The 21,241-nt window shown below is 61.5% G+C and carries 18 protein-coding genes and 3 pseudogenes; 8 read left to right on the top strand and 13 right to left on the bottom strand.

Annotated elements, in window-relative coordinates; translation table 11 throughout:
- Nucleotides 1-26: 26 nt before the first annotated feature.
- The 11 genes from AC10V3_RS40780 to AC10V3_RS40730 all read right to left on the bottom strand — a co-directional run bounded on the left by AC10V3_RS40780 (nt 27) and on the right by AC10V3_RS40730 (nt 11,947).
- Nucleotides 27-1,388, bottom strand: coding sequence for an NAD(P)/FAD-dependent oxidoreductase (locus AC10V3_RS40780; protein ID WP_022539900.1), 1,362 nt, complete (start codon nt 1,386-1,388; stop codon nt 27-29).
- A gap of 43 nt (nt 1,389-1,431) precedes the next feature.
- Nucleotides 1,432-2,865, bottom strand: coding sequence for an MFS transporter (locus AC10V3_RS40775; protein WP_022539901.1), 1,434 nt, complete (start codon nt 2,863-2,865; stop codon nt 1,432-1,434).
- 94 nt (nt 2,866-2,959) lie between these two features.
- The gene (locus tag AC10V3_RS40770; protein ID WP_011614750.1) at nt 2,960-3,367 is read right to left on the bottom strand and encodes a RidA family protein; all 408 of its coding nucleotides are present in this window, start codon (nt 3,365-3,367) and stop codon (nt 2,960-2,962) included.
- A 25-nt stretch (nt 3,368-3,392) separates the two neighbouring features.
- The gene (locus AC10V3_RS40765) at nt 3,393-4,229 is read right to left on the bottom strand and encodes a phytanoyl-CoA dioxygenase family protein (protein WP_011614751.1); all 837 of its coding nucleotides are present in this window, start codon (nt 4,227-4,229) and stop codon (nt 3,393-3,395) included.
- Between the two features lie 1,043 nt (nt 4,230-5,272).
- Nucleotides 5,273-6,283 (bottom strand): CAP domain-containing protein, encoded by a 1,011-nt coding sequence (locus AC10V3_RS40760; protein WP_041682270.1) that lies wholly within the window; start codon nt 6,281-6,283, stop codon nt 5,273-5,275.
- Nucleotides 6,284-7,003: 720 nt separating this feature from the next.
- Nucleotides 7,004-7,357 carry a hypothetical protein gene (locus AC10V3_RS40755; RefSeq protein WP_022539904.1) on the bottom strand — a complete coding sequence of 118 codons (354 nt, stop codon included), beginning with the start codon at nt 7,355-7,357 and terminating at the stop codon, nt 7,004-7,006.
- A gap of 157 nt (nt 7,358-7,514) precedes the next feature.
- Nucleotides 7,515-8,309, bottom strand: coding sequence for an enoyl-CoA hydratase/isomerase family protein (locus AC10V3_RS40750; RefSeq protein ID WP_022539905.1), 795 nt, complete (start codon nt 8,307-8,309; stop codon nt 7,515-7,517).
- 601 nt (nt 8,310-8,910) lie between these two features.
- Nucleotides 8,911-9,624: an aspartate/glutamate racemase family protein gene (locus tag AC10V3_RS40745; RefSeq protein WP_022539906.1), complete on the bottom strand. Its 714-nt coding sequence runs from the start codon at nt 9,622-9,624 to the stop codon at nt 8,911-8,913.
- 15 nt (nt 9,625-9,639) lie between these two features.
- Complete coding sequence (locus tag AC10V3_RS40740) at nt 9,640-10,395, bottom strand: glutamine amidotransferase (RefSeq protein WP_022539907.1); 756 nt, start codon at nt 10,393-10,395, stop codon at nt 9,640-9,642.
- Between the two features lie 160 nt (nt 10,396-10,555).
- Nucleotides 10,556-11,008, bottom strand: a complete 453-nt coding sequence (locus tag AC10V3_RS40735) for a RidA family protein (protein WP_022539908.1) — start codon at nt 11,006-11,008, stop codon at nt 10,556-10,558.
- A 57-nt stretch (nt 11,009-11,065) separates the two neighbouring features.
- Nucleotides 11,066-11,947 carry a PhzF family phenazine biosynthesis protein gene (locus AC10V3_RS40730; RefSeq protein WP_022539909.1) on the bottom strand — a complete coding sequence of 294 codons (882 nt, stop codon included), beginning with the start codon at nt 11,945-11,947 and terminating at the stop codon, nt 11,066-11,068.
- Between the two features lie 199 nt (nt 11,948-12,146).
- Here AC10V3_RS40730 and AC10V3_RS40725 point away from each other — a divergent pair, with 199 nt between their 5' ends.
- The 5 genes and pseudogenes from AC10V3_RS40725 (at nt 12,147) to AC10V3_RS40705 (ending at nt 17,476) form a co-directional block, all read left to right on the top strand.
- On the top strand, nt 12,147-13,607 hold the full coding sequence (locus AC10V3_RS40725; RefSeq protein WP_022539910.1) for an aminotransferase-like domain-containing protein: 1,461 nt from the start codon (nt 12,147-12,149) through the stop codon (nt 13,605-13,607).
- A gap of 185 nt (nt 13,608-13,792) precedes the next feature.
- A pseudogene (locus tag AC10V3_RS40720) lies at nt 13,793-13,870 on the top strand (H-NS histone family protein); the annotation flags it as partial.
- A 1,190-nt stretch (nt 13,871-15,060) separates the two neighbouring features.
- A pseudogene (locus AC10V3_RS40715) lies at nt 15,061-15,177 on the top strand (AMP-binding protein); the annotation flags it as partial.
- A 105-nt stretch (nt 15,178-15,282) separates the two neighbouring features.
- A pseudogene (locus AC10V3_RS40710) lies at nt 15,283-15,465 on the top strand (AI-2E family transporter); the annotation flags it as partial.
- A gap of 154 nt (nt 15,466-15,619) precedes the next feature.
- The gene (locus tag AC10V3_RS40705) at nt 15,620-17,476 is read left to right on the top strand and encodes a SagB/ThcOx family dehydrogenase (RefSeq protein WP_022539913.1); all 1,857 of its coding nucleotides are present in this window, start codon (nt 15,620-15,622) and stop codon (nt 17,474-17,476) included.
- Nucleotides 17,477-17,617: 141 nt separating this feature from the next.
- Here AC10V3_RS40705 and AC10V3_RS40700 read toward each other — a convergent pair whose 3' ends face one another.
- The gene (locus AC10V3_RS40700; RefSeq protein WP_022539914.1) at nt 17,618-17,830 is read right to left on the bottom strand and encodes a hypothetical protein; all 213 of its coding nucleotides are present in this window, start codon (nt 17,828-17,830) and stop codon (nt 17,618-17,620) included.
- Nucleotides 17,831-18,347: 517 nt separating this feature from the next.
- Here AC10V3_RS40700 and AC10V3_RS40695 point away from each other — a divergent pair.
- The 3 genes from AC10V3_RS40695 (at nt 18,348) to AC10V3_RS40685 (ending at nt 20,186) form a co-directional block, all read left to right on the top strand.
- Nucleotides 18,348-19,088: a hypothetical protein gene (locus tag AC10V3_RS40695; protein WP_022539915.1), complete on the top strand. Its 741-nt coding sequence runs from the start codon at nt 18,348-18,350 to the stop codon at nt 19,086-19,088.
- Nucleotides 19,089-19,235: 147 nt separating this feature from the next.
- Nucleotides 19,236-19,652: an NUDIX hydrolase gene (locus AC10V3_RS40690; RefSeq protein WP_490924404.1), complete on the top strand. Its 417-nt coding sequence runs from the start codon at nt 19,236-19,238 to the stop codon at nt 19,650-19,652.
- 123 nt (nt 19,653-19,775) lie between these two features.
- Nucleotides 19,776-20,186, top strand: coding sequence for a hypothetical protein (locus AC10V3_RS40685; RefSeq protein WP_349608469.1), 411 nt, complete (start codon nt 19,776-19,778; stop codon nt 20,184-20,186).
- A 166-nt stretch (nt 20,187-20,352) separates the two neighbouring features.
- Here the strand turns inward: AC10V3_RS40685 and AC10V3_RS40680 are convergent, their stop codons facing one another.
- The gene (locus tag AC10V3_RS40680) at nt 20,353-21,021 is read right to left on the bottom strand and encodes a GntR family transcriptional regulator (protein WP_022539917.1); all 669 of its coding nucleotides are present in this window, start codon (nt 21,019-21,021) and stop codon (nt 20,353-20,355) included.
- Nucleotides 21,022-21,241: the final 220 nt, after the last annotated feature.

The raw sequence follows: 21,241 nt of genomic DNA, 5'->3' as shown, positions 1-21,241 counted from the left end.
ATCGCGTAGCAGCCGCCGGCGCTCCTTCATGCGGCGCGTGCCTTGCGGTTCGAGCGTTCATCGAGCCTGCTTGCGACCTTCAGGGCGCCGTTGAGAGCAAACCAGCGCAGCGGCTCGGGCAGCGTCAATGGGGGGATGTGTTGCATCAGCATCGCAAGCAGCGGGTTTTCGATACCGCAGATCTTCCCGGCCAGCATGTGTCCGACCATGCCCTGTGTGCCGACGCCGTGGCCGGAACATCCCGCCGCGTAGTAGATGTTCCGATCCGCTCCGGTGGTGCCGATCACCGGCAGGCCATCGTCGGCATAGCTGATGTAGCCGCTCCAGCAGCGCCGGATGGCGATGCCCTTCAGGGGTGGAAAGCGGTCGTGAAGGGCCATCCGCAGCGCCCGATATTGGGCATGCTCTGGCACGTCCGGAGTCTGCGAGCCGAACGGGTAGCGCAGGCGCTTGGTCGTCACGACCAGCGTGTTGCGCGCCGTCAGGCGATGGCTCTCCATGACCCAGTGCATGGTCGTGATGCCTTCGCGACGATGCCACCCAAGCGCGGCCAGCTGGACGGGGGAAAGCGGTTCGGTTTCCATGGCCGACAGCCGCAATGGCACCACCTTGTCCGCGAGCGGGCCGAGTTGCGGCGTGTAGGCGTTGGTGGCCAGGATCATGACCGGCGCGCTGACGCTGCCGCGCGGCGTCCGCACCTTGACGGTCGGTCCTTCGGTGTAGGACAGCAACGGCGTGTTCTCGTGGATCGTCACGCCCGCCTGCAGGGCTGCGCGCCGCAGCCCCAGGACGTACTTGCCGGGATCGAGCGTGCCGCCGTTCGACACGTAGCTGCCGAACAGGAACGCTGGCGGGATGCCGCGTGCGCGCATCTCGGCCTGGTCCAGATACTCCGATGGGCATCCGAGTTCGGCGCTGATGCGCATATCGTCGCGCACCCTGGCTTCCTGTGAGGGGTCGATGCCGGCACGGATCAGTCCCGATTGGTTGTAGTCGCAGTCTATCCCGTGCTCGGCGAACTTGCCTTCGGCGAAGCTGACGCCGTCCTCGTAGAAGCGGACGATCTGCCTTGCTTTCTCATGGCCTGCGCGCTTGAGGAAGCGGTCGTACTTGAGTCCCTGCCCGCCGGCGAGATAGCCCGCATTGCGGCTGCTCGCTCCATAGCCGCAGAATTCGCGTTCAAGGACGACCACCTTCACGCGGTGCCGCGCAAGCTCCAGCGCCGCGCAGAGGCCGGCAAAGCCCGCGCCGACGATGACCACATCGGCGTTGGTGTGGCCCTCGAGCGGTGGCTGCAGATCGGCCGGCTTTTCTATCCAGCCGCCCAGTGTTCGGTATGTCTTGAAGTCTTCAGTCACGTTGCCGTGCTCCTTGGTCTGGAGATCCATGCTGCCGGGACACAACCACCCGGCAATTTGCTGACATGCCGTGTCAGGCGGCCATGGGCGTGTCCGTGGATTGACGCACGCCGTTTGCGGCGCCGGGCCCTTCGTCGGTAACGGCTTCCAGCGAGCGGTTGGTCGTGCGCGGGCCGAACAGGGCGACGGGGATGGAGAACACGATGTAGCAGGCTGCCGCGGCGAGCATTACACCCGCCATGCCGCTTGCGGAGAACAGCGCGGCGCCCAGGACGCCGGCGGCCGCTCCGCCGAACCGGCCGCCAGACATCACGATGCCACTGCCCAGGGCGCGCAGCTGCGTCGGAATCGTCTCCGGGATGTAGGTGTAGTACGCGTTGACGACGAGCCCGGTGATGATGGAGGCGAGGCCCCCCGCACCGATCACCACCCAGCTGGTGGCCGAGATGCCGAGCACGACCAACGGCAGTGCACTGAGCACGGACACAACAAGGATGGTGGATTTGCGTTCATACCGGTCGAGAAACAGCATGGCTACGAACGGCGTGACGCCATAGATCACGTTCCACAGGAACAGGATGAAATACGCATCGTCCTCGGAGTACTTGAGGCTGTACACGAGCGAGTAGACGCCCCACTGCCCGAACAGGTAGTAGGCCAGGGTGGCGCCGAAATAGCCGAGCGTGAGAATGGCTATGGTTCGAAGAACGGCCTTGTTGTTGATGAGGTCGCGCAGTGTTGGTGCTGCGGCGTTCTGTTGAGCTGAGGCAATTCCGGGTTCGTCGAGCGGACCGCGGCGCAGTGCGCGTGCTTCCAGTTCGCTGACGATGCGTTCGGCGCGGTCGGACCGCCCGCGCGACACACACCAGCGCACCGATTCGGGCAGGACCAAGCGTGCCAGGGGCGCAATCAGCAGGCCGATGCTGCCAGCCAGGAACAGGTTGCGCCAGGCACCGGTACTGCTGTGCGGGAGATAGAACATCGCCAGCGCCGCAGCCCCGATGCCGGAGACCACGAACCCGATCGTCACGATGGAGACGAAACGGCCACGCGCCTTGCCGGGAAACATCTCGGCGATATAGACAAGCAGCACCGATGTGGCGGCCTGCACGCCGACACCCGTGACGACGCGGGAGGCCAGTATGGTCTCGTAGGTAGGCGCGAACGCCGTCGCTAACGCGCCCAGCGAGTACAGGACGGTGGTCCATACCAGAACCGAGCGTCGTCCCCACCTGTCAGACAGCCTTCCTCCCACCAGCGCGCCGACAATCATCCCGATGAAGAACGCGCTGCTGATGAGGCCGATCTGCTCCGTGCTCAGATTGGTATGGGCTTTGATCGTCGGACTGACGTAGGCAAAGATGGCGTTGTCGTAATACTCCAGCATCAGGTTGGCCGCGAGCAGCGCGGCCCAGACGTAGTGGGAAGCCATCACCGGCAGGCGGTCAAGCCTCGCCAGGATGCTGGATGGCTTATCCGGCCTGACAACCGTATTGGGACGATTCATGTTGGTGTCTCCATCAGCTTTGTCGCTGTTCTTTTTTCATTTGGGATCGTGTGCCGCGACCCTGGTGTGCAAACGGGGCCGCGGCATCCGGCAGTCAGCCGGCGCCGCAGCCGGCGACCGCAATGGCGCGTATCTCGACGAGGAACTCGGGGCGGGCCAGCTGGCTTACGCCCACGCCTGTCCACGAGGGATAGCGGTCGGGTAGGTATTCATCCTTGACCTTCACAAACTCATGGATGTCGCCGCGCAAGTCGGTGTGGAAAGTCATGATCTCCACGATATCGGCCATGCTGGCTCCCGCGGCTTCGAGGACCGTCTTCAGGTTTTCAAACGCCTGTCGGGCCTGCGCTTCCATTCCCTGTCCCACCGTGGCCGTCGCCAGATCGAACCCCACCTGGCCGGACACCCAGATCATGTCGCCGACACGGGTCGCCGACGAGAAATGAAGCTGGTCGTAGTGCCTTGCCTGTGCAAGGCCGGGATTGATCATTTGTCGTTTCATGGCTGCTTCTCCGTGCAAGGCGATATCAGGCGATCTGGCGGAAGACAGGCGAGCGGAACGGCTCGCCTTCATTGAGCTTGGCCATTTCTTCGCTGAATAGGGGCCCGTTACGGGCATAGCGCGGGTTCGACAGCGGCAGGGCGCGGAACGTGGCGTCGTCACCGAAGAATCGAAGTACCAGGGTATGGCGGGTCGGACAGTCGGCGTCGACGGCGGCTCCTCCGTGCAGCGAACGCGGATGCAGGAATACGACGTCGCCGGGCGTCACGCCCCAGGAGAGCACGTCCCAGGCGTTCGGATCTTCGGCGAGTTCCTTGTCGATATGCGGAAGGCGGGGCAGCGTGCCGTCGCCGTAGAGCGGATCGGTCGGGTCATCGGCATTCGCGAAGCTGGCCCCGTCGTACTGGATGCCGAGATGCGAGCCGCGAATGATCTCCAGCGAATTCCTCTTTGGAATGGGCTGGAAGGTGATCCAGGCGTTGCCCCAGTGCTTGCCGGCCCAGGGTAGGTTGGCGGTGTCCTGATGCCACGGTCCGCGGCCGCTTTGGCCACCTTCCTTGGCGAACACCTCCTCGGCGAAATACCAGACATGCGCCGATCCCCATAACTGCTGGAATATCTTTCCGAACGGTAGCGTCGAGACCAGATCGTCAAGCTTGTCCTTGACGACCGGATTGGCGTTGTCGATATGGGTCTGCAGGCTCGTGCCGTCCAGCGAGCGGAAGTGATACGGACCCGGATTGGCGACGTTCCACTTGAACGCCTCGTAGCACTGAGCGAGCTGCGCCGGGTCAAGACAGTTTTCTACAAGTACGGCGCCGTCATTGCGAAACGCTTCTCGTTGGGATTGGGTGGTGAGCATGATCGGTCTCCTTCATTCTTCGTGATGGACGCTGGCCGGCGCGATGCATGAACAATAACCCGCAATGCTCTTTAAGACAACACGTGTTGTGTTAATGTGTGGGCATCGTGATTCCCGGAGGATCGGCGAGGTAGCGGTCCGGGTAATCGTGACGAGAGCTTGCTCAGGCTTTCGTCTCCGTGGACAAGAAGACGTCGTCTAGGTGTATGGCTTCAACTCGTGGTGGCACCACGAGATGCGGATGCCGCGGCATATGCTGGGGCAACATCCCGGCGGCCGCCTCGTTGCGTGGCGGGCTGCGGGCCTTGACCGCCAGAGGGACCTTGGTCGGATCGGGATGCGCCCGCATCCACCGGCTTTTCGGGCTGGTCGCGCAGATCGGGCAGTTGAATGGCTTCCACCCGGCGCTGTGCACCTGGGTCGTGGCAGGCGCTGTGCGGCGCCCCACCCATGGCCGCCGTCATGCAAGGCGTAAGGAATGCAAAGCGTGAGGAATGCAAAGCGTGAGGACTGCCGCGACGGCCGCGGTCGGCTAGGGATGCAGTGGATCCGCGCTTTTTTCCGTCGCGTGCCTGACCCTCAGATCCTGCCAACTACCCGTGCTGCGCTGTCGGACCTATCTGGCTCCGATCTCGCGTGGGGCTGGGGACATCCTGGCGCCAGGTAGCGGGCCACCGCCGGGATGTCGACAAGGTGCCGGCAATGCCGTCCGCGCATTCGGTCAATGGCCGCACGAACAGCTTGATGTGGGAGATCGTGGGTAGCGCTTGCCCGATGTTCATTTCCTTGAATCAACTTCGAGGCCGTCGAGAACCTAGGGGTGTCATGAAACGCCACTTGGTCGAATGGCAAAAAGTGGATTTAGAACGGCCCTTCGCTTCGTCGCGGTCAAAGGCCGCTACTGGCCGGCAGGCGACGACCGCGATCGACGGGAGGCCGGCCGTACCCGGTAGGAAAATCCGGGGGCAGTTCACAAGATCCTCAAGAAGACAGGGGGCAACGTTTGATGCATTCGCGGCCACCCTAGACGCGGAAGATGCTGATCAGTACGCCGTAAAGCTCCAGGACTTGTTGATCGCCACACCATTTCGTGCACCGGCGAAAGTCGCTGTGTATGTGCCTGCAGCGATGGGCTGCGTGGGGAGCAGAAATACCACGCCTCGATACAAGCTCGCGTCCTCGATAGCAGAAGCAACCGAACCGGCCTTGGATTCAGCAGGCACCAGGATGCGAGCGGGCACGGAGTTGCCGCCAGGTCCCGTCAGGATGAAGTTCGAGACCGTCAGCACGTCAAATGGCTTTTCAACATTGACGCGGAACATGATCGGGGGACCGGCTCTGGCCAGATCGGGCGCTGGATTCGGGATCTCGTCACCAGGAATGAACAAGCCGTGGACGTTGGCATTGTCGGCTGGGTAGTGGGCGCCAGTGCCGGGAGGCAGTTGTTGGCCGCCCCATTGGGCGAGGCCATAGCCGCCGGCTCCGGCTGCGGTCATCACACCAAAGTTCGCCACGCAGTAGTTGTCATGCATGGCCAGGCCGATGGTTTCCTGGTTGCTGGTAATCCCTTGCAGGTGGTAAACCGAGTTCACCATCGAACCAAGGCAGCGGGCAATCTCGCCTCTATAAGCATTCTGCCCAACCCATTGCTTGTGCGAGCCGCCGACAGCAAGCACCTGCTGGTACGGATCGGCGCTTGTGAAACCAGGATTCCCAGGGACCTCCGTGTGGCTCATCACCGCATTGAACTTCATATACTCCAGGTGGTTTTCCGCCGCAGCGTCCAGGGCGGCGTCTTGCCGCAACGCGCCTACACCCATTGCGACGCGCAGGGAGTTGAGAGCATTGAAGAATTCGAGGCGCGGGTCGGTTCTGGAGTAGGTGGATCTGGGCACGATCGCGGTGGGACCTGAAGAAAACGGCTCCTTCCTGATGGTCGGTGTGCGTGGCGTGATCGAGGCGATCGTTGGAGGAGTGGCACCAGCGTTACCAATGCTGGAGCAGACCGCGACGAAGGCAGACATCGCGGCGACTGTGAAGAGGCACTTTTTCACGTTTTTCCGGTTATTTTAGGTCTGTATAAGCGGAGCCAGCGATCCGCGGGTGACCCTGGCTAATCCGCTTCCGGAGGCTTAACGCGATATTGCGAAGATTGGTGGACAGGAGCATGCGCGCCTTGGGGGCAGCAAGCTTGGGGGGAGTGCGTGGGGTGCGCGGTGCCCACGCAAATGCAAGAACCTAGAGACTGTCTAGGTGCCCACGAAGAGCGATCTGAGTATTAGTGTTCGACCCTGCCATTGGGTGGCGACACAAAATAGGTGCATCGCGGACCTGCGGGAAAGAACGAAGGTCGCACCGGCCAACTCGGTCGTCCAATCAGTGTACTGCCAGTGACCGAAGTTGGCCGGCTACGGCCATCGTTCCTTTCGGATCGGATGACGTTTTGTCGCCCGATTCGGTCTTCCATCCAACGCGGCGCCGGCGCACGACTCAACCTAGCCGAGACTGGGCAGCCCCGGTGCCCGCAGGCAACGGCCGGGATTCAGCCGCCCGGACGTTTGGGCTGACACCGTGTTTTCAGCGACGCCTAGCGGCGTGCATACGTCCAGCAGGCCGCTCAGTTCGACCGTCCGGGTACACCTTCTTCTCGTGTTGCCCTCGTGAAGAGCGCAGCCGGGTAAGGTCACCCAGAGATAGATGGGAATCGCTGGGTTAAGCGATGCGCCAGCGAAAAGATGCTCTGTTACCAGCAGAGCGTCTCGCGTTCGTCAGAGTCAAGATGCCGCCGACTGCAAAAGCTCCTCGACGCCAGGCTGCTCTTTCGTCCGGCTTTGACTAGTCTTGTTGACGTAGCCCTCCGGACCGCACGCGCTCGGCGTAACGCCTTGGTTGCGGAGGTGGGCCGCGACCATCTCGCACCATTTGAGCAACTGGTGCTTGTCAAGATCCGCGACCACGTCTTCACCGAAAAGATTCGAAAGCTCAAGCGCGACCCCTGAAAATGCGGCGCCGTCATCTCGAATGGTCAATACTCCGTCGCCATCGTGGTCGCACATCTCAATCCTTGTGGCAGACATATCCGTTACCTCCTGAGGCTTCGTAACCGTCACTTGATTCGTAAACGTCATATCAGGCGCTCCCTGCCTTGTCGGTCGCTTGGCTAGCATATTTATGCTAGAAGATGCGACACAGTTAGCGCTTGTACTACGGCCGATTGACCGCGCAACTCGGTCACGAAGTCGTCGAGCAGGTGCTCGAAGTCGACTAGGTGTTGCCAGCCCCACTCTATAGCCCGGCAAAATCGGGATTCCTCTTATCTACCCACGCCTGGATTCCCTCCGCGGCCGCCGCGGTGCCATCCATCGGATCGCGCAGGGCGCGTGAGAGCTCCATGCCCGCTTGCAGGTCCAGATCGCAACTCTTGAGGATGAGCTGCTTGGCCGCACTGACGCCCTCCGGGCTGTTGCCAGCGATCTGACGCGCGAGAGCCAACGTTTCATCCAGCAGGCAAGCGTGTGGCACGACGACCTCTGCAAAGCCAAATGCAAAGGCCTCTTCGGCGGAGAACTTGCGACCCGTCAGAACAATCAAGTTCGCGCGGCCACGGCCTACCAGCTTGGGAAGTCGTACCGGGCCACCCGCGTCTGGGAACGCACCGACCTTGCTAACTTCGGGCAACGAAAAAACCGCTCGGTCCGAGGCAACCCGGATGTCGCAGGCCAGCGCAATTTCGAAAGCACCGGCGATAGTGGGGCCATTGATCATGGCGATCACGGGTGCGCGAAACGACTCGATCATCTCGATGAATCGCAACACCGCGCCGCGCGCCTTCTGCGTCTGCTCCGGCGCGAGGGTGGCTCTTTCCTTCAGGTCCGCGCCAGCCCCGAAAGCCGCGCCTTCACCCGTGACAATGAGCACCCTGAGATCCTGCTTGTCCTTCAGGCTGGCCAGACAGGCTTCGAGCTCATCTGCCATTTCCACGGAGATTGCGTTTCGTTGCTCGGGCCGATTCATAGCCAGCACACTTATGTGCGGATCGACCTCTGTGAGCTTGATCGTCGTCCAGTTTCTGTTGCTCATTACAAGACCTCTGTTGGTGGAAGCGTTCTGCGCTTGAACCCACCGGCTCAAGGCATCCATAGCCTCTCAGTGGACGGACTTCGTTGCGTTGAAGCATCAGTCCAGTTAGCTAACTCTGCCCGTCACGCTGCGTGCCTCACACTCGCCGCCACGGATCGCCTCTTCGGAAGCCATCAACCAACATTGTTATAGTCGATGTTACGAGTGTCAACAATAAGAACGTCTGCTATCTTCTCTTCAATGCCCCGGATCATCCCGGGTCGCTTACTGTCGAGTGGGGCTCACTCCGTGAGGAACTATCTGCCTTATTGATGACAATAAGGCACTCTCTGAGGAAATTCGCAACATGAGAACTTTGGCGCTGCCACCCACATGCTCCTCCCCCAAAAGCTCTTCATCGGCCAATTCGGCCCTTCGGCGCTGCCCGGTCGAATGGCTCAGAAGGGTCGGGCAGAGCCGGCGAGCAACCGGTGAGGCGCAGTCCAGCGAATTCGCGCTTCGTGTCACGGCAGTCTCGCCATTTCCGGTTCTAATGCGGAGGTCTGAGACGGCCTTTGGCCCGCATTTGGTGAAGGCGCGGTATCCGCGCGGAATGGCGGTGTCAGACTCCCATGCCAGCGGCAATGCCACCCAGAGCAAAGTCCACCGCCGCTTCCACATGAATAGCGGTGGAATCGAAGCCTGGCAACGGCAGCTTATCGGTCTCGAGGATCATGCAGATCTCCGTGCAGCCGAAGATGACGGCGTCTGCCCCCTCAAGCTTCGCCTTGTTTATCAGGGAGATGAGAGCCTCGCGAGAATCGTCTAACACCTTGCCCGCGCAGAGTTCGTTAAAGATTATGTCGTGGGTAATCGTCCGCCCTTCAGTGTCGGGAACAACGACATCGATGTCATGCGTTAGCATTCGCGCACGATAGAAACCACTCTCCATCGTGTAGCGGGTTGCCAGAAGCAGAGGGCGGCGGCATCCGTACGCCTTCAGCTTGCGCGCTGTCTCGTCGACAATGTGAATAAAGGGAATGTCGATCTCCTGCTCCACCGCTTCGGCGACCAGATGCATGGTGACGGCGCAAATCAGCACACAATCGGCACCCGCACCTTGCAGGCCGCGTGCAACGGCCGCGAGGCGCATGCCGGCCTCGTCCCATCGGCTTGTCTTCTGCATGTCGACAATGGTCTGAAAATCGACAGAATGCAGAAGGAGTTCAGCCGAATGCAGCGCGCCGAGACGCTCCCGCACGGCTTCGTTGATCTTTCGGTAGTACACGGCCGAGCCCTCAAAGCTCATGCCGCCAATTAGTCCGAGAGTGCGCATATTTGTCGAGTGGTCTTATGGGTGAATGGGGAAAATGGCCGGAGTGGCTACCGTCTGGCCGACGAAGGCTTTGAGCAGGGTGGTCGCCTCATATGTTTCCTCCAAAGAACTCAGCATCGCATCAGGATCCCTTCCTTCGCGCTGTAAGATATCTGCCCTACGCCGGATGCACGCTGCGGCAATCGTAGGGGTGAACTCCGGATGAAATTGGGTCGATAGAGCGTTCGGACCGTACCTGACGATCTGGTGAGGGTCATGTGCCGAAAAGGCCAACGCCTCCGCACCGCGAGGCAGTTCGATGATGGTTTGCTCGTGAGTAAGGTGAGCAGTGAAGGATTCCGGCCATTTACTGAGCAAGGGATCATTTCCCGCCGCGGATGTCTTGTGAATGCGATGGCACCCCATTTCGCGTCCATCCGGATGAAAATCCACGCGACCACCCAGCGCATGTGCCATCAGTTGATGCCCATAGCAAACGCCAAAAATCAACATCCCGACTGCTACCGCATCCCGGATCCATTCCGCTGTCGTCTCGCTCCACGGGAGTCGGTCCGTTACCATCGCCCATGATCCCGTGATGATTGCGGCGCTGCCGGGATTCGGTTCTGGAAGCACGTCGCCATCGAAAACGCGTACCACCTCTACCTCATCAATCGGTCGCTCCAATGCACGGCAAAACCATGCTGGCAAGTCGCCCAGAGGCTCACGAATTTCTTTGGGTGGGGTACCGACCTGGACGATCAGCAGTCGGGAAGAACGCGCGGATGTCATGGATGAAGCAGTTCGTTAGTGGTGCGCCCCCCTAGCCTTAAGGGAGCGAATCGGTTCAGGGTCCGGCGCCGTACACAAACAGTTCCGCTGGCCACCAGGGCGTCGGCAGCAATGGTCAAGCTGTTGCCGGCACCGGCCCTCTCTCGAGGAACGAGCCGCCTCACTTAGCTGCGATGCACTCGAGTTCCACGCGCGCATTGAAAGCCAGCCCCGATGCGCCGAAGACGCTGCGCGCGGGATACTTCCCGGGAGTGAAATAGGTCCGGTACACCTCGTTGAATGTCGACCACTCGCTCATATCCGTGAGCATTGCCGTGCACTTCACGATGTCGCCGAGTGCATACCCGTTGGCTTCCAGGCTGGTCTTCACGTTCTCCATGGTCTGCTTGGCCTCGGCTTTGATGCCGCCGGGAGCGACGTCCGTTGTCCCGGGAATCAGGCCGATCTGGCCGGAGAGGTACAGCGTCCCGCCCACCTTCACGGCCTCAGAGAATGGGAATTCCCCCTTCAGAACCTTTCCGCTGTTCAGGTAGACGTTCTGCGCGATGGAGGTGGACGCACCAAACGCCAGGGCCAGCGCCGCGGAAATACGAACGAACTGTTGCGCGGTCATGATGGAGTTTCTTCAAGTTAGCTTTTCAGCAGAATAGGGGAACGGCCAGCGGCCTGATCACACAGCGATGGTTCCGTCGACACATGTGACCGATTGACCTCCAACGCGAATGACGTCGTCGCCGTTAATGGCCACAAAGATTTTTCCTGCGCGCCCAACGACCGAACCTTGCGTGCTGACATAGCTGGAACCGAAGGTCTGGACCTGACCAGCCTCGCGAATGAACGCTGCCACCGAGCCGTTTCCGCTGCCGCAGACAGGGTCTTCATTCACGCCGAGGCTGGGCGCGAAGGCACGCACCTCGATTGCCGCAGGTGCACCCTTCTCATAGGCGCCATACACCACGATGCCGATGGACTTGTTGTGTTTGTCAAACTCCGCCATACGCACAAAGTCGGGGCGAAGCGCCAGGACGGCCTCTGCACTGTCCATCTGGACGATCGTCCAGACGGGGCCGACATTGATGAGCTTCGGCGTGTGCTCACGCTGCACCGGGGCACCAAGAATGGCCGCCAGCTCGTCAATCTGTGCATTGGTCAGGGGAACGAAGCTGGGTGTTGGCAGGTTGAAAGCAATCACCGGGCTTGAGTCGGCCGACGGAGTGACGGTCAGCTCGATCAGTCCGGCATCGCACTCCTGCTTGAGCTTGCCGTTTTGCGGAGCAATCCGCCCCGCCTCCAGGAGTGCGTGCGCCGTTCCAAGGGTGGGGTGCCCCGCGAACGGCAATTCCGATTGAGGCGTAAAGATGCGCACGCGGTAGTCCGCGCCCGGCTGCGTAGGCGGTAGCACGAAGGTCGTTTCGGAGAGATTGGTCCAGTTCGCAATGCGCTGCATCTCCTCGCCTGTGAGTCCTTCTGCGTCAAGGATCACGGCTACTGGGTTTCCGCGATAGGGAACGTTGGTGAAAACATCAACTTGCTTGAATGGGACGCCGGACATCTATCTGCTTCCTGAGGGTGTATTCGCGACGCGCTGCATCGCGGTTGACTGGCGAGGGGACGGCCGGTGGAACCGCCCGGCAGGCCTTCACGCGACTGCTTGGCACCAGCTGCAGGGATAATAGGAGTGGACCAGTCATGGGTACAGAGACAGTACAATCCAAAATTTATGGTTACAGTTGACATCGAGAGGAAACCCTGTGCGAACGACCCCATCGGCAGGTAGCCTGTATCAGATCTTGGCTGATGATTTGACCGCGGCTATCTCGTCAGGACGTCTTCCCGCAGGGTCCAACCTGCCTTCCCTTCGTGAATGCGCGACACAGCGCAAACTCAGTCTCAACACCGTCACCGCCGCCTATCGGCTGCTGGAAGATCGGGGCCTGATCGTGGCTCGCCCTCAATCCGGCTTCTATGTGTGCAGTGAGCTGGCAGAACCAGAGTTCGCTTTCCGGCGCATTGCTAAGGACGTGGTGGGGGCAGCTCAGGAAGATTTAATGACTGCAGTTCTGGAGGCGCAGCAGCGGCCAGGCTATATCGATCTGGCATTCGCCGCTCCTCGCGGGAAAAAGTTCTACCCCGGCGAACGCTTGGCCCGAATGACCAGTTCGGTTCTGCGCCGCCAAGGCAACGTTGTCGCCTCTTACGCAATGCCACCGGGTTCGGAGCTCTTGCGCGACCAGATTGCCAGGCGCAGCCAGAGATTGGGGATGGACCTTACGGCCGATTGCATCGTGCTCACGCATGGCGCCATGGAAGCACTTCATCTGGCGCTTCGAGCGGTGACTCGTCCGGGCGACTTCGTCGGAATCGAGGCCCCCTCCTACTTCAATCTTTACCCCCTCTTATCCGCACTCGGGCTCAAGGCCATCGAGATTCCGACGCATCCGCAGCACGGCTTGGATGTTGACTCCGTGGAGAGCGTCCTTGCCGAGAAGCGAGTTGCAGCCCTGGTTGCCATGCCGAGCGTCCACAATCCGCTCGGATGCTCAATGCCAGTCGACGCGAAGCAGCGGCTTGCCAAGCTGCTCAATCAATACAAGACCCCATTGATTGAGGATATGGTGTACGCAGAGCTTCAGTTTCTTGAGCCCTTGGCGCCCACCGTAAAAGCCTTCGATCACGGAGGATGGGTGCTGGCCTGCGGAGGATTCTCAAAAACATTGGCTCCCGACTACCGCTTGGGCTGGATCGCGGGCGGGCGCTTCAGTCAGGCCGTACAACGGCTTAAGTTTGCCTCCAGTGCGTCCGAATCCATGCTGCTGAGCGAGACCGTTGGGCAGTTTCTCAAAAGCGGAGGTTATGAACGTCACCTCAGCAGTTTGAGACGGTTGTACTTCGCTCAGGTCGCCACGGTACGCGGATTAGTCGCACAATTTTTCCCTGGGGGCACGCGCGCGACTCAGCCGGCAGGAGGGTTCGTTCTTTGGGTTGAGCTGCCACCTCAGGTGGACAGCTTGAAACTGTTCCACGCGGCTTTGGAAAAGGGCATAGTAATGATGCCAGGCCAAGTTTACGCCAAGGGCCCACGCTATCGTCACTATCTCCGATTGTCCTGTTGCCAGGAGATTGATGAGCGTTTTACCAGCGCCGTTCGGACCTTGGGAGAATTAGCGGTCAAAATGCAAAAGGACGGTAACAAGGCGCCGAAGGGTCGGTGAGCCCTGGCGGTCATCCTGTCACTGAGCACCGTATGTTCTAGCCACCGTAGCGCGGTCAGGAGCGCATTGACGATGGAACCAAGATCTTAGGCGGACTGCGTCTTAGACGGACTGCGCGCCTGGCGGACTACGCTGGACTTGCTCGGCTTGTCGCAATGGCGGGACGCCCGTGATCGCCGCCGCACGGGCAGGGTGAGATGCCGGCGTGGCTGCGGCGGGCGGTCCATGCGGGGCAGAGCGTGGAGTTTTTCCGGATCGGATAGCTTCGACAGCGGATTAGCTTGGGGCGTTCGTCTTGTAAAAGTGGGCTCACGCCATTCCGCGGGACCGCGCGAGGGCGGTGGCCAGCAGGCAGGAGCAGCCAATATCCACGTAGTACCGCGCTCTGTGGCATGGCTGCTCCGGGTGCCCCGGTAGTGAAACGGTCAGCTCGGGTGGCGCTCAGCGCGTGCACATTCCATACTAGAAGTGTTCGTCTCCGCCGGAATGAGCGATGCTCGTGGGGACGTCTCCGTCTTCCGAAAGGAGGTATCCCATGTGCTTCCGGATTCATTATCTGGATCATCCTCGTGAGAATGCGGCCCAGCAGCGGCCTAGCTCGACAACCTTGTCGCTTCGCTCTCGTCTCGATGGGCGTCGGGCGGCGTTGATGGCTTGGCTGCGTCCGTCTCCAAAACCAACCAGCCCGGTGACGGCCACATCCTTGGAGCAGGCCGAGCCGGCTGAAGCCGCGGCGAAGCCGGTCCCTCGGCCCATTGACCAGGCTTGCACCGTCGCCGGCACCGCCCGCGAGCGGGACGTCGAGACGGCGTAGGCCGCCATTACTCCTACATGAGCCTCCCGAGCCCACCGGCCAGGCCAGCGCAAGACCGCTGGGCTCGGGGGGCGTGAAGCCCGCCAATAGGGCTTGGCCGGTGGAGGCAATACGCACGGACTGGCGATCTATATAGAGAAAGGGGGCGAAGCTAGGTATGAAAGCGCTAGGCTTGCTTCTCGCCATATCAATGGCGGTAGGGGTTGCGCCGCACGCCAGTGCAATTGGATGCCAATATGACATGCAGTGCAAAGGGGAGCGAATTTGCGAGCAAGGCCAGTGCGTCTCTTCTGAGCAACCCGCTAGGGTTCCACCAGCGACGAGGAATGTCCCGGCACCCGGGCAGCCCGCCAAGGCTCCCCCAGCGATGAAGAATGTCCCGGCACCTGAGCAACCCGCCAAGGCTCCCCCAAGGACGAAAATCGTCCCGACACCTGAGCAACCCGCCATGGCGTCCCCAGCGATGACGAATGCCCCAGCACTTTCGACTGAGTTTCGTTATTGCTGCACTAAGGTCGGAAAATTCCCCCTCGACCGAGAACCGAACTCGGAAGGAATTGCCGTCAACCGGAGCGATACCTGTTATGGGATAACCAGTTATGGGACGCCTCTCCCAGGTACGCCGTGCAATTGAGTCACCAGTACACCTGCGGCAGCACCGGCGACCCGAAGGGCGTCGTGCTCACCCAGGCCAACCTGCTTGCCAACATCCGCGCCATGCGGCAGGCGGCGCGGGCGACGCCCGCCGACGTGTTCGCCATCCGCCGCTGAACCCTGCCGCAACAGACTGGCAGGCGGCGGTCGCCTTGCGCGACGATGCGCGAGCGGCCACCTCGCGCAACTGGTCGAGCCGGATGCCGGTTGATGTTCGGCGTTTTGGGCGGACTCGCCGCGTTTGGCCTGATAGGCTTGTTCGCCGGGCCAGTGGTGATCCTCGCAGTGCTGCTCGCCGTATGGCGCGAATGGCTGGAAAGGCAGGCGGAGCAGCCGGTGGGGCACCGCCGTCGTAGCGGGGGCGACACCTGTCGCGCATCCCATCGCTAAGGCAGACACTTCCTAAGTCAGCCACGTTGGCGCAGAGCGCGCCGGGTGCTGCAAGCTGCGCTGCAAGGGATGACAACCTGTAGCCTGGCCAGGCGGACAAGGATAGAGTTTAGGCTCCGTCGCGTTCCCACATTTCAGCAAGGCGTGTCAGGACATGGTGCCAAAGATCCTTTGGGTTCTGTTGCCGCTTTCGATGTACGCACTGTATGTCACCGTGTCGACGTGGCGCGGACGGACACCGTCGCGTCAGGCGCTCAATGTGCAAACCAGCCTGCTGTTGATCGCCTACCTGGTGACGACGGCAAGTCTCGGTGTGTTCTGGGTAGCCAATCAGCAGTTGCCGGTGTTCGACTGGCACTACCTGTTTGGCTACTGCACGCTGCTGCTTGTCTCCGTGCATCTGGTTTTCAACCTGCCGGCCGTGTTGCGCGGGCTGCGGCGTGCACCGTCCCAGCCCGCGCAGCAGTCCACCCGCGGCGGCAGGCACGGCCCGGTCGCGGTCGGCAAGGCGCTGACCGTCCTCGCCGCTCTCGGCATGGCGTTCTTCCTCGGCACGCGTCACGGCGCCAGCGAAGTCGCTGTCCGCTGGACCAACGCCGCCGAAGCCGGATTTGGCCCGATCGATGCGGTGGTCCGTTATCACGAATTCTCGTCCGAGTCGCGCAGCCGCGTGTTCCAGCGCGCGCCAGGGGTCGAATGGGGTGCGCCGCCGCCCGCTTTCAAGCGCTACCCCGACGTGCCGCACATCGCCCTCGCGCGGGACAGGACCCACGAGCGCGGCCTGAGCGACGCACTGCGCGCCCCCTCGCCGCGCACGCAGCGCCTGAGCGTTGCCGAGTTGGGCGAGATGCTGTACCTGTCGGCCGGCATCACGGCGCGGCGCGGTGGCCTGGCACTGCGCGCCTCGCCATCTTCCGGCGCCCTGTTTCCCAGCGAGCTCTATGTCGTGGCGCACAAGGTCGAGGGCTTGCCGGCCGGGCTTTATCACTACGACCCGGAGCACAATCGGCTCGACGCGCTGGGCGCTGCACCGGCCGCGCTCGGCGCGCCTCAGGCAGACGGCGCCGACGCGGCCGTGGTGCTGACTGCGGTGTTCCGCCGCACCGGCTACAAGTACCGCGACCGGGCCTACCGCTATGCGGTTGCGGACGCTGGCCACTTGCTCGAGAATCTGCGGCTCGCGGGGCATCAGGCGGGAATGCGGGCGACGCTCGTCGCGCGCTTTGACGAGATGCTGGCCGCCAAGGCCATCGGTGTCGATGGCCTCGAGGAAGGCGTGCTCGCTGTCATGGATCTGCGACCCGCAGCCAGCGGCGTGGCGTCCACCGGCGAAGCTTCGCGCGCGCGCTTCGCAGCGCCGCCGGTACCCTCCGGCCTGACAATCGGCGTGACAGGCATGGTGCACCGGGCCACGTCGCTGCAGCTATTGCCCGACGAGGTGGGCGCCGGGCACATCGCGCTACCGGCGCCTGAGCCCGCCGCCGCAGGCGTGACCGACACGATAGTCCAGCGGCGCAGCCAGCGGCGCTTCCTCGACGAGCCGGTGCCGCTCGCGACGCTGTCATCGATGCTGACCGACATGGCGCTGCCGCCCCAGCTATCGGGCGCCGTCCACATCAATCTGGTCGTCAATCGTGTCGCAGGGCTCCGGCCGGGCGTGTATCGCTACCTGCCTCAGCACGCGCTGGTACGCGTGCGCGACAGCGATTACGCCGCTGCTGCTCAGGCGGCCGCGTTGTCGCAGGAAGTGATCGGCAACGCCGCCGTGGTGCTGGTGCTATCCGCCGATCGCGCGCACATGCTGGCGGAAGGTGCGCGTGGTTATCGCCATGCCTTTCTCGAGGCGGGCATGCTGGGCGAGCGCTGGTTGCTCGGCGCGGTTGCCCGCGGCTTGGCGGCTTGCCCGGTGGGCGGGTTTTACGACGACGAAGCGGCGGCTCTGATCGATGTCGATGGGCAAAGTCAATGGGTGTTGCACTTCGCGGGTCTCGGTGCGTCGACGGGAACGTAGAAGGAGGCCCGCACAGGCTGATGGACGCGCTCGGGCGCCCGACCCGGCAATCAAAGAGATAATGCGTTGCCATTGGCACTTCAACCACCCCCGGGCTGAATGCGAGCGACAGCGCGGGGGCGGTTCTCTCGGCTTTAGCGCCTACAATGCCCCACGCGCGAATTGGTCAAAATTCCATTTGTCTATATCGAAGGTGACAAGGTTGTTTTCGTCTCCGTTCAACATCCCCACCGCGGATCGCCCGCCCGATATCCGGCGCAACTCCTCGCTCGAGAGTGAACGAATCGTCGTGGTTGGCTTGCCTTGCTGCTCGATGTCGAGCGGCAGCAAGTCCTTGATCGTCATTGTGCTCATGGCTTCTCCTAGCTGTGACTTAACGAGTGTGGTTTCAATCGAGCATGTTGCAGTGCTCGATTGAACAGACGCATGGAGCGTGCCGGTTGCGGAGAATAGCCAGAGGATTGTCGAGGTGGCCGCGCAAACGCCGGGTTTCCGGGCGGGACGGTCGGTATGGCCGCGGCGTGGCGAAACGCAACGCGGCGTGGAGTGTTGGAAGGCATCCGGCAGTGCCACGAACCTGTGTAGTGCTACCCAACACCTACAAGCGGCGCGACTAATGCAGGACCGGTGCACTGTGACGCCGCTGACGAGGCGGGGGCGCTGCTTCTCTCCGCGGGCCGCATGGGCGCGCCCGGGCCTATCGGAGCGCCATCAGCCTCGAATCCGATCCGGTGATGCGCCAGTTCCTGCAAGCAGAGCCTTTCGCGAGCCCGGCAATTCGGGCAGACGCGAAGGACGGCATTGGGTCGGGAAGAGCCGTTCGCTGGCGCGATGGCAAGGCGACCAAGGCTGCCGCATTACACTGCTACAAATGAGCTACCCTCCCCTGCAACCCCAGCCCCAAAGCCTCCTGACCTCCTATTTCTGGAGCGGCGACGCTATCCGCAGTCGGCGCGTAAGTGACATCGTGCTGTCTGGCACGGTCGACGTGCCAGAGCCGCCGGCGCGTCTGCTCGCGGATTGGGCTAGGGAGATATCGTCCCGCATGACCTTGGAACCCGGGGATGTTGAGGTGTTGCCTCTGGCACGAGCACGAGCGCGCTGGCCGGACTACTCGCACTGCGTGCAGGCAGTGTCTGATTGGGCAAGCACGCTTGGACTGCCCGGAGTACTTGCCTCCAGTGAGGTCGCTCTCATGGCTTGCCGCGGCGCGAGGTATCACCATGACGGAGAGCAGTACGGCGGTGCGGCCTTCTGCAATCTCTTCCTGAGTGAGGATAAGGGGCAGGACGTACACTTTCCGTCGTTGGGTCTTCGAATCCCCCTGACCCGTGGTTCGGTTCTGATATTCGATACCTGCCAGCCTCATGGGGTCATTCAACGCGGCAGCAGCGGTTTTGATGTGGCCGACTTCCCGCCCGACCAGGATTGCACGCAGCTATTCCTGACCTGGGAGCTTCCCATTGAGGATGTCCATGTCATGCAGACGCTCAACGTCGCCTTCGACATTGACCTTTCGACCTCGCCGAAGGTGAATGAGGAGCAAGTCCGGCTGAATGAGGAACGGGTCAGCGTGCGTCACGAGTCAGGTCGGTGGCGCCGAGCTGACTAATCGTCAGGACTGGTCACGATCCCACCTGACGCACGACGGCGGGCATCCGCGTACGGGTGGATCCAGAATCCTGACCTCCGGAACTGGCGTCGAACGGTCGAAGAAGTCTTGAGAATGCCTTGGCTAGGAAGCGGAACTTGGTCCACCATGTCCTCCCAGAAGAACTGGCCGGCTGCATCGATCTCGCCGTCGCCTGCCGGCCAGGTTCTGCCTGTCAGCGATCCTGTTGAGGCGCCATTTGAACTGCACTTCACTTTGAATCCTGCCGGACAACAGCCGAACCGAAGGCTACGCCGTCCCACTGAAATTGGGTTGTCTGTGCTCGAGCTTCGTTGGGGTGAAGGCTATCTGGAAACCGGACCCTATGGCCACGGCAAGATTGCCCGCTTCTATCTTGCCTTTTCGCCAAGCGGAGACGTGAGTTTGCCGATCAGCGCAGAACTCGGTCGCCCCGAGCACCATGAATATCGCTGGGTTACTTTTGCCGAAGCTCGGCAGCTTCTGCCGTCTCGGTTTGAACCGATTCTCGAATGGGCGTGGGGGACCGTCAGTATGTCCGGCTAAGTGCAAATCCTGCCATGCGATGGAATGAACATGGTCCTTGACGAGTTCTCTCCCTCTTGCTAGCGAGTGGTGGCACGGTGTCCGCATCGCAGGAGAGCATCGTCGAACTTCGCCGTGCCAGCCATGCGGTATATTCAGGCCTTCGACAACAAGCGCAAGACAGACGGCATGGCCCAGAAATCGATTCGGGTTTCACATGTAGGGGTACCCGGCGACCTCAGCGTCCTCAAACTGAAGGGCTATCTGAGATCCGCACTCGCTGGTGTAGCTGAAAGTACTGGCGACGACGAAATCCTGCTGGTCAAGGTGCTGGTGCCGCGGCCTCTGGGCCTGCGAGCCGGTGAAAAACTGTTCGACAAAATTTTGCAAGGGATCGTCGAGAAGGATCCACGCGTGAACCGGGTGTCGGTTGAGTTTATCGACGGCGAAGTCACGCCAGAGAAGATCGCGGCGAGCGAGGCCCGAACGCAGAAGGAAATTGACGCGTACGGGCACTTGCTCCAGAAGTCGACAGACAACGAACAACCCGGCTGAGTATCTAGATGTGGCTTGGCTATTCGTGCGCGGCGACGAATACTCGATAAGCACCCATGTCATCACCCAGAAAATCTTTCAGACCTCACCAGCTGGTGGACGAGAGCCTTGAGGATGCGTTCCATAGGAGGTAAAGGCCGATCTACTGGTCGCCGGGCACCAGCACTCAACGCCCCTTGAAAAGGGGGTGCCGGGCGCAGACTGACAGCACGATTCGCTCTGACTGCACCAGGTATTCGTTAAGGGCTGCGGCACACTCCGCGAGCTTGCCCGACTCGAACAGCTGCTGGATGTGCTGGTTCATCTCGACATAAGGGCCATGCAGGAATTCCGGATCCTGCAGCAAGCCGAAAGCCAGGCGCAATTCAGCCAGGAGGTGGGAGAACATCACGTTCAGCCGCTCGCTGTCCGCCAGTTCCACGATGGCCATGTGGAACTCCATATTGGCAGTCCCCGCACCTTGCCAGTCGCCGCTGTCGCGGCAGCGCAGTCCCATTTCCACAGCTTCGCGCATGTGCTTTTTGGCCGGATGGCTGGGGTAGGCCTGGGCGATGGCCTGGCACTCGATCAGACGGCGCACCCGGTAGATGTCGATGATGGCCGCGATGCTGGGAATGGCCACCGACACTCCGCGATTCGGTTCATGCTTCAGCAGGCCTTCCTTGGTCAGCACGCGAAAGGTCTCCCGCAAGGTATTGCGCGAGATCTGCAGGCTTTCGCTTAGCGCGGCTTCCGACAAGCGCTGCCCGGGCGCGAAGTCGCCACGCACGATCCGCTGGCGAATCTGTTCCGTGACCCGCTCGGCCAAATTTCTTACGTCAGTACTTGTTGTCATGTTGGCTTGAATGGGGCTGGCTGGTACCGGTATGCCCCCCGTGCCGGGATGTTAGCGCACTTTGTTCAACAATATGCACAAGATTGGTGCCAGTGACACCTTCCCCCGGTGGTTTAGGTGTATACCACGATCGATCAAGCCCTAATATTGTTCAACAATACAGCAAGGTGGTTGAGTAATACGTGCCGATAGATCAACATGGTATGTATTTTGCTAAACA

Source organism: Cupriavidus sp. PB-02 (genome assembly GCF_058252315.1).
Note: the sequence above shows the minus strand (reverse complement) of the source record. Positions and strands in the feature narration are given on the sequence as shown.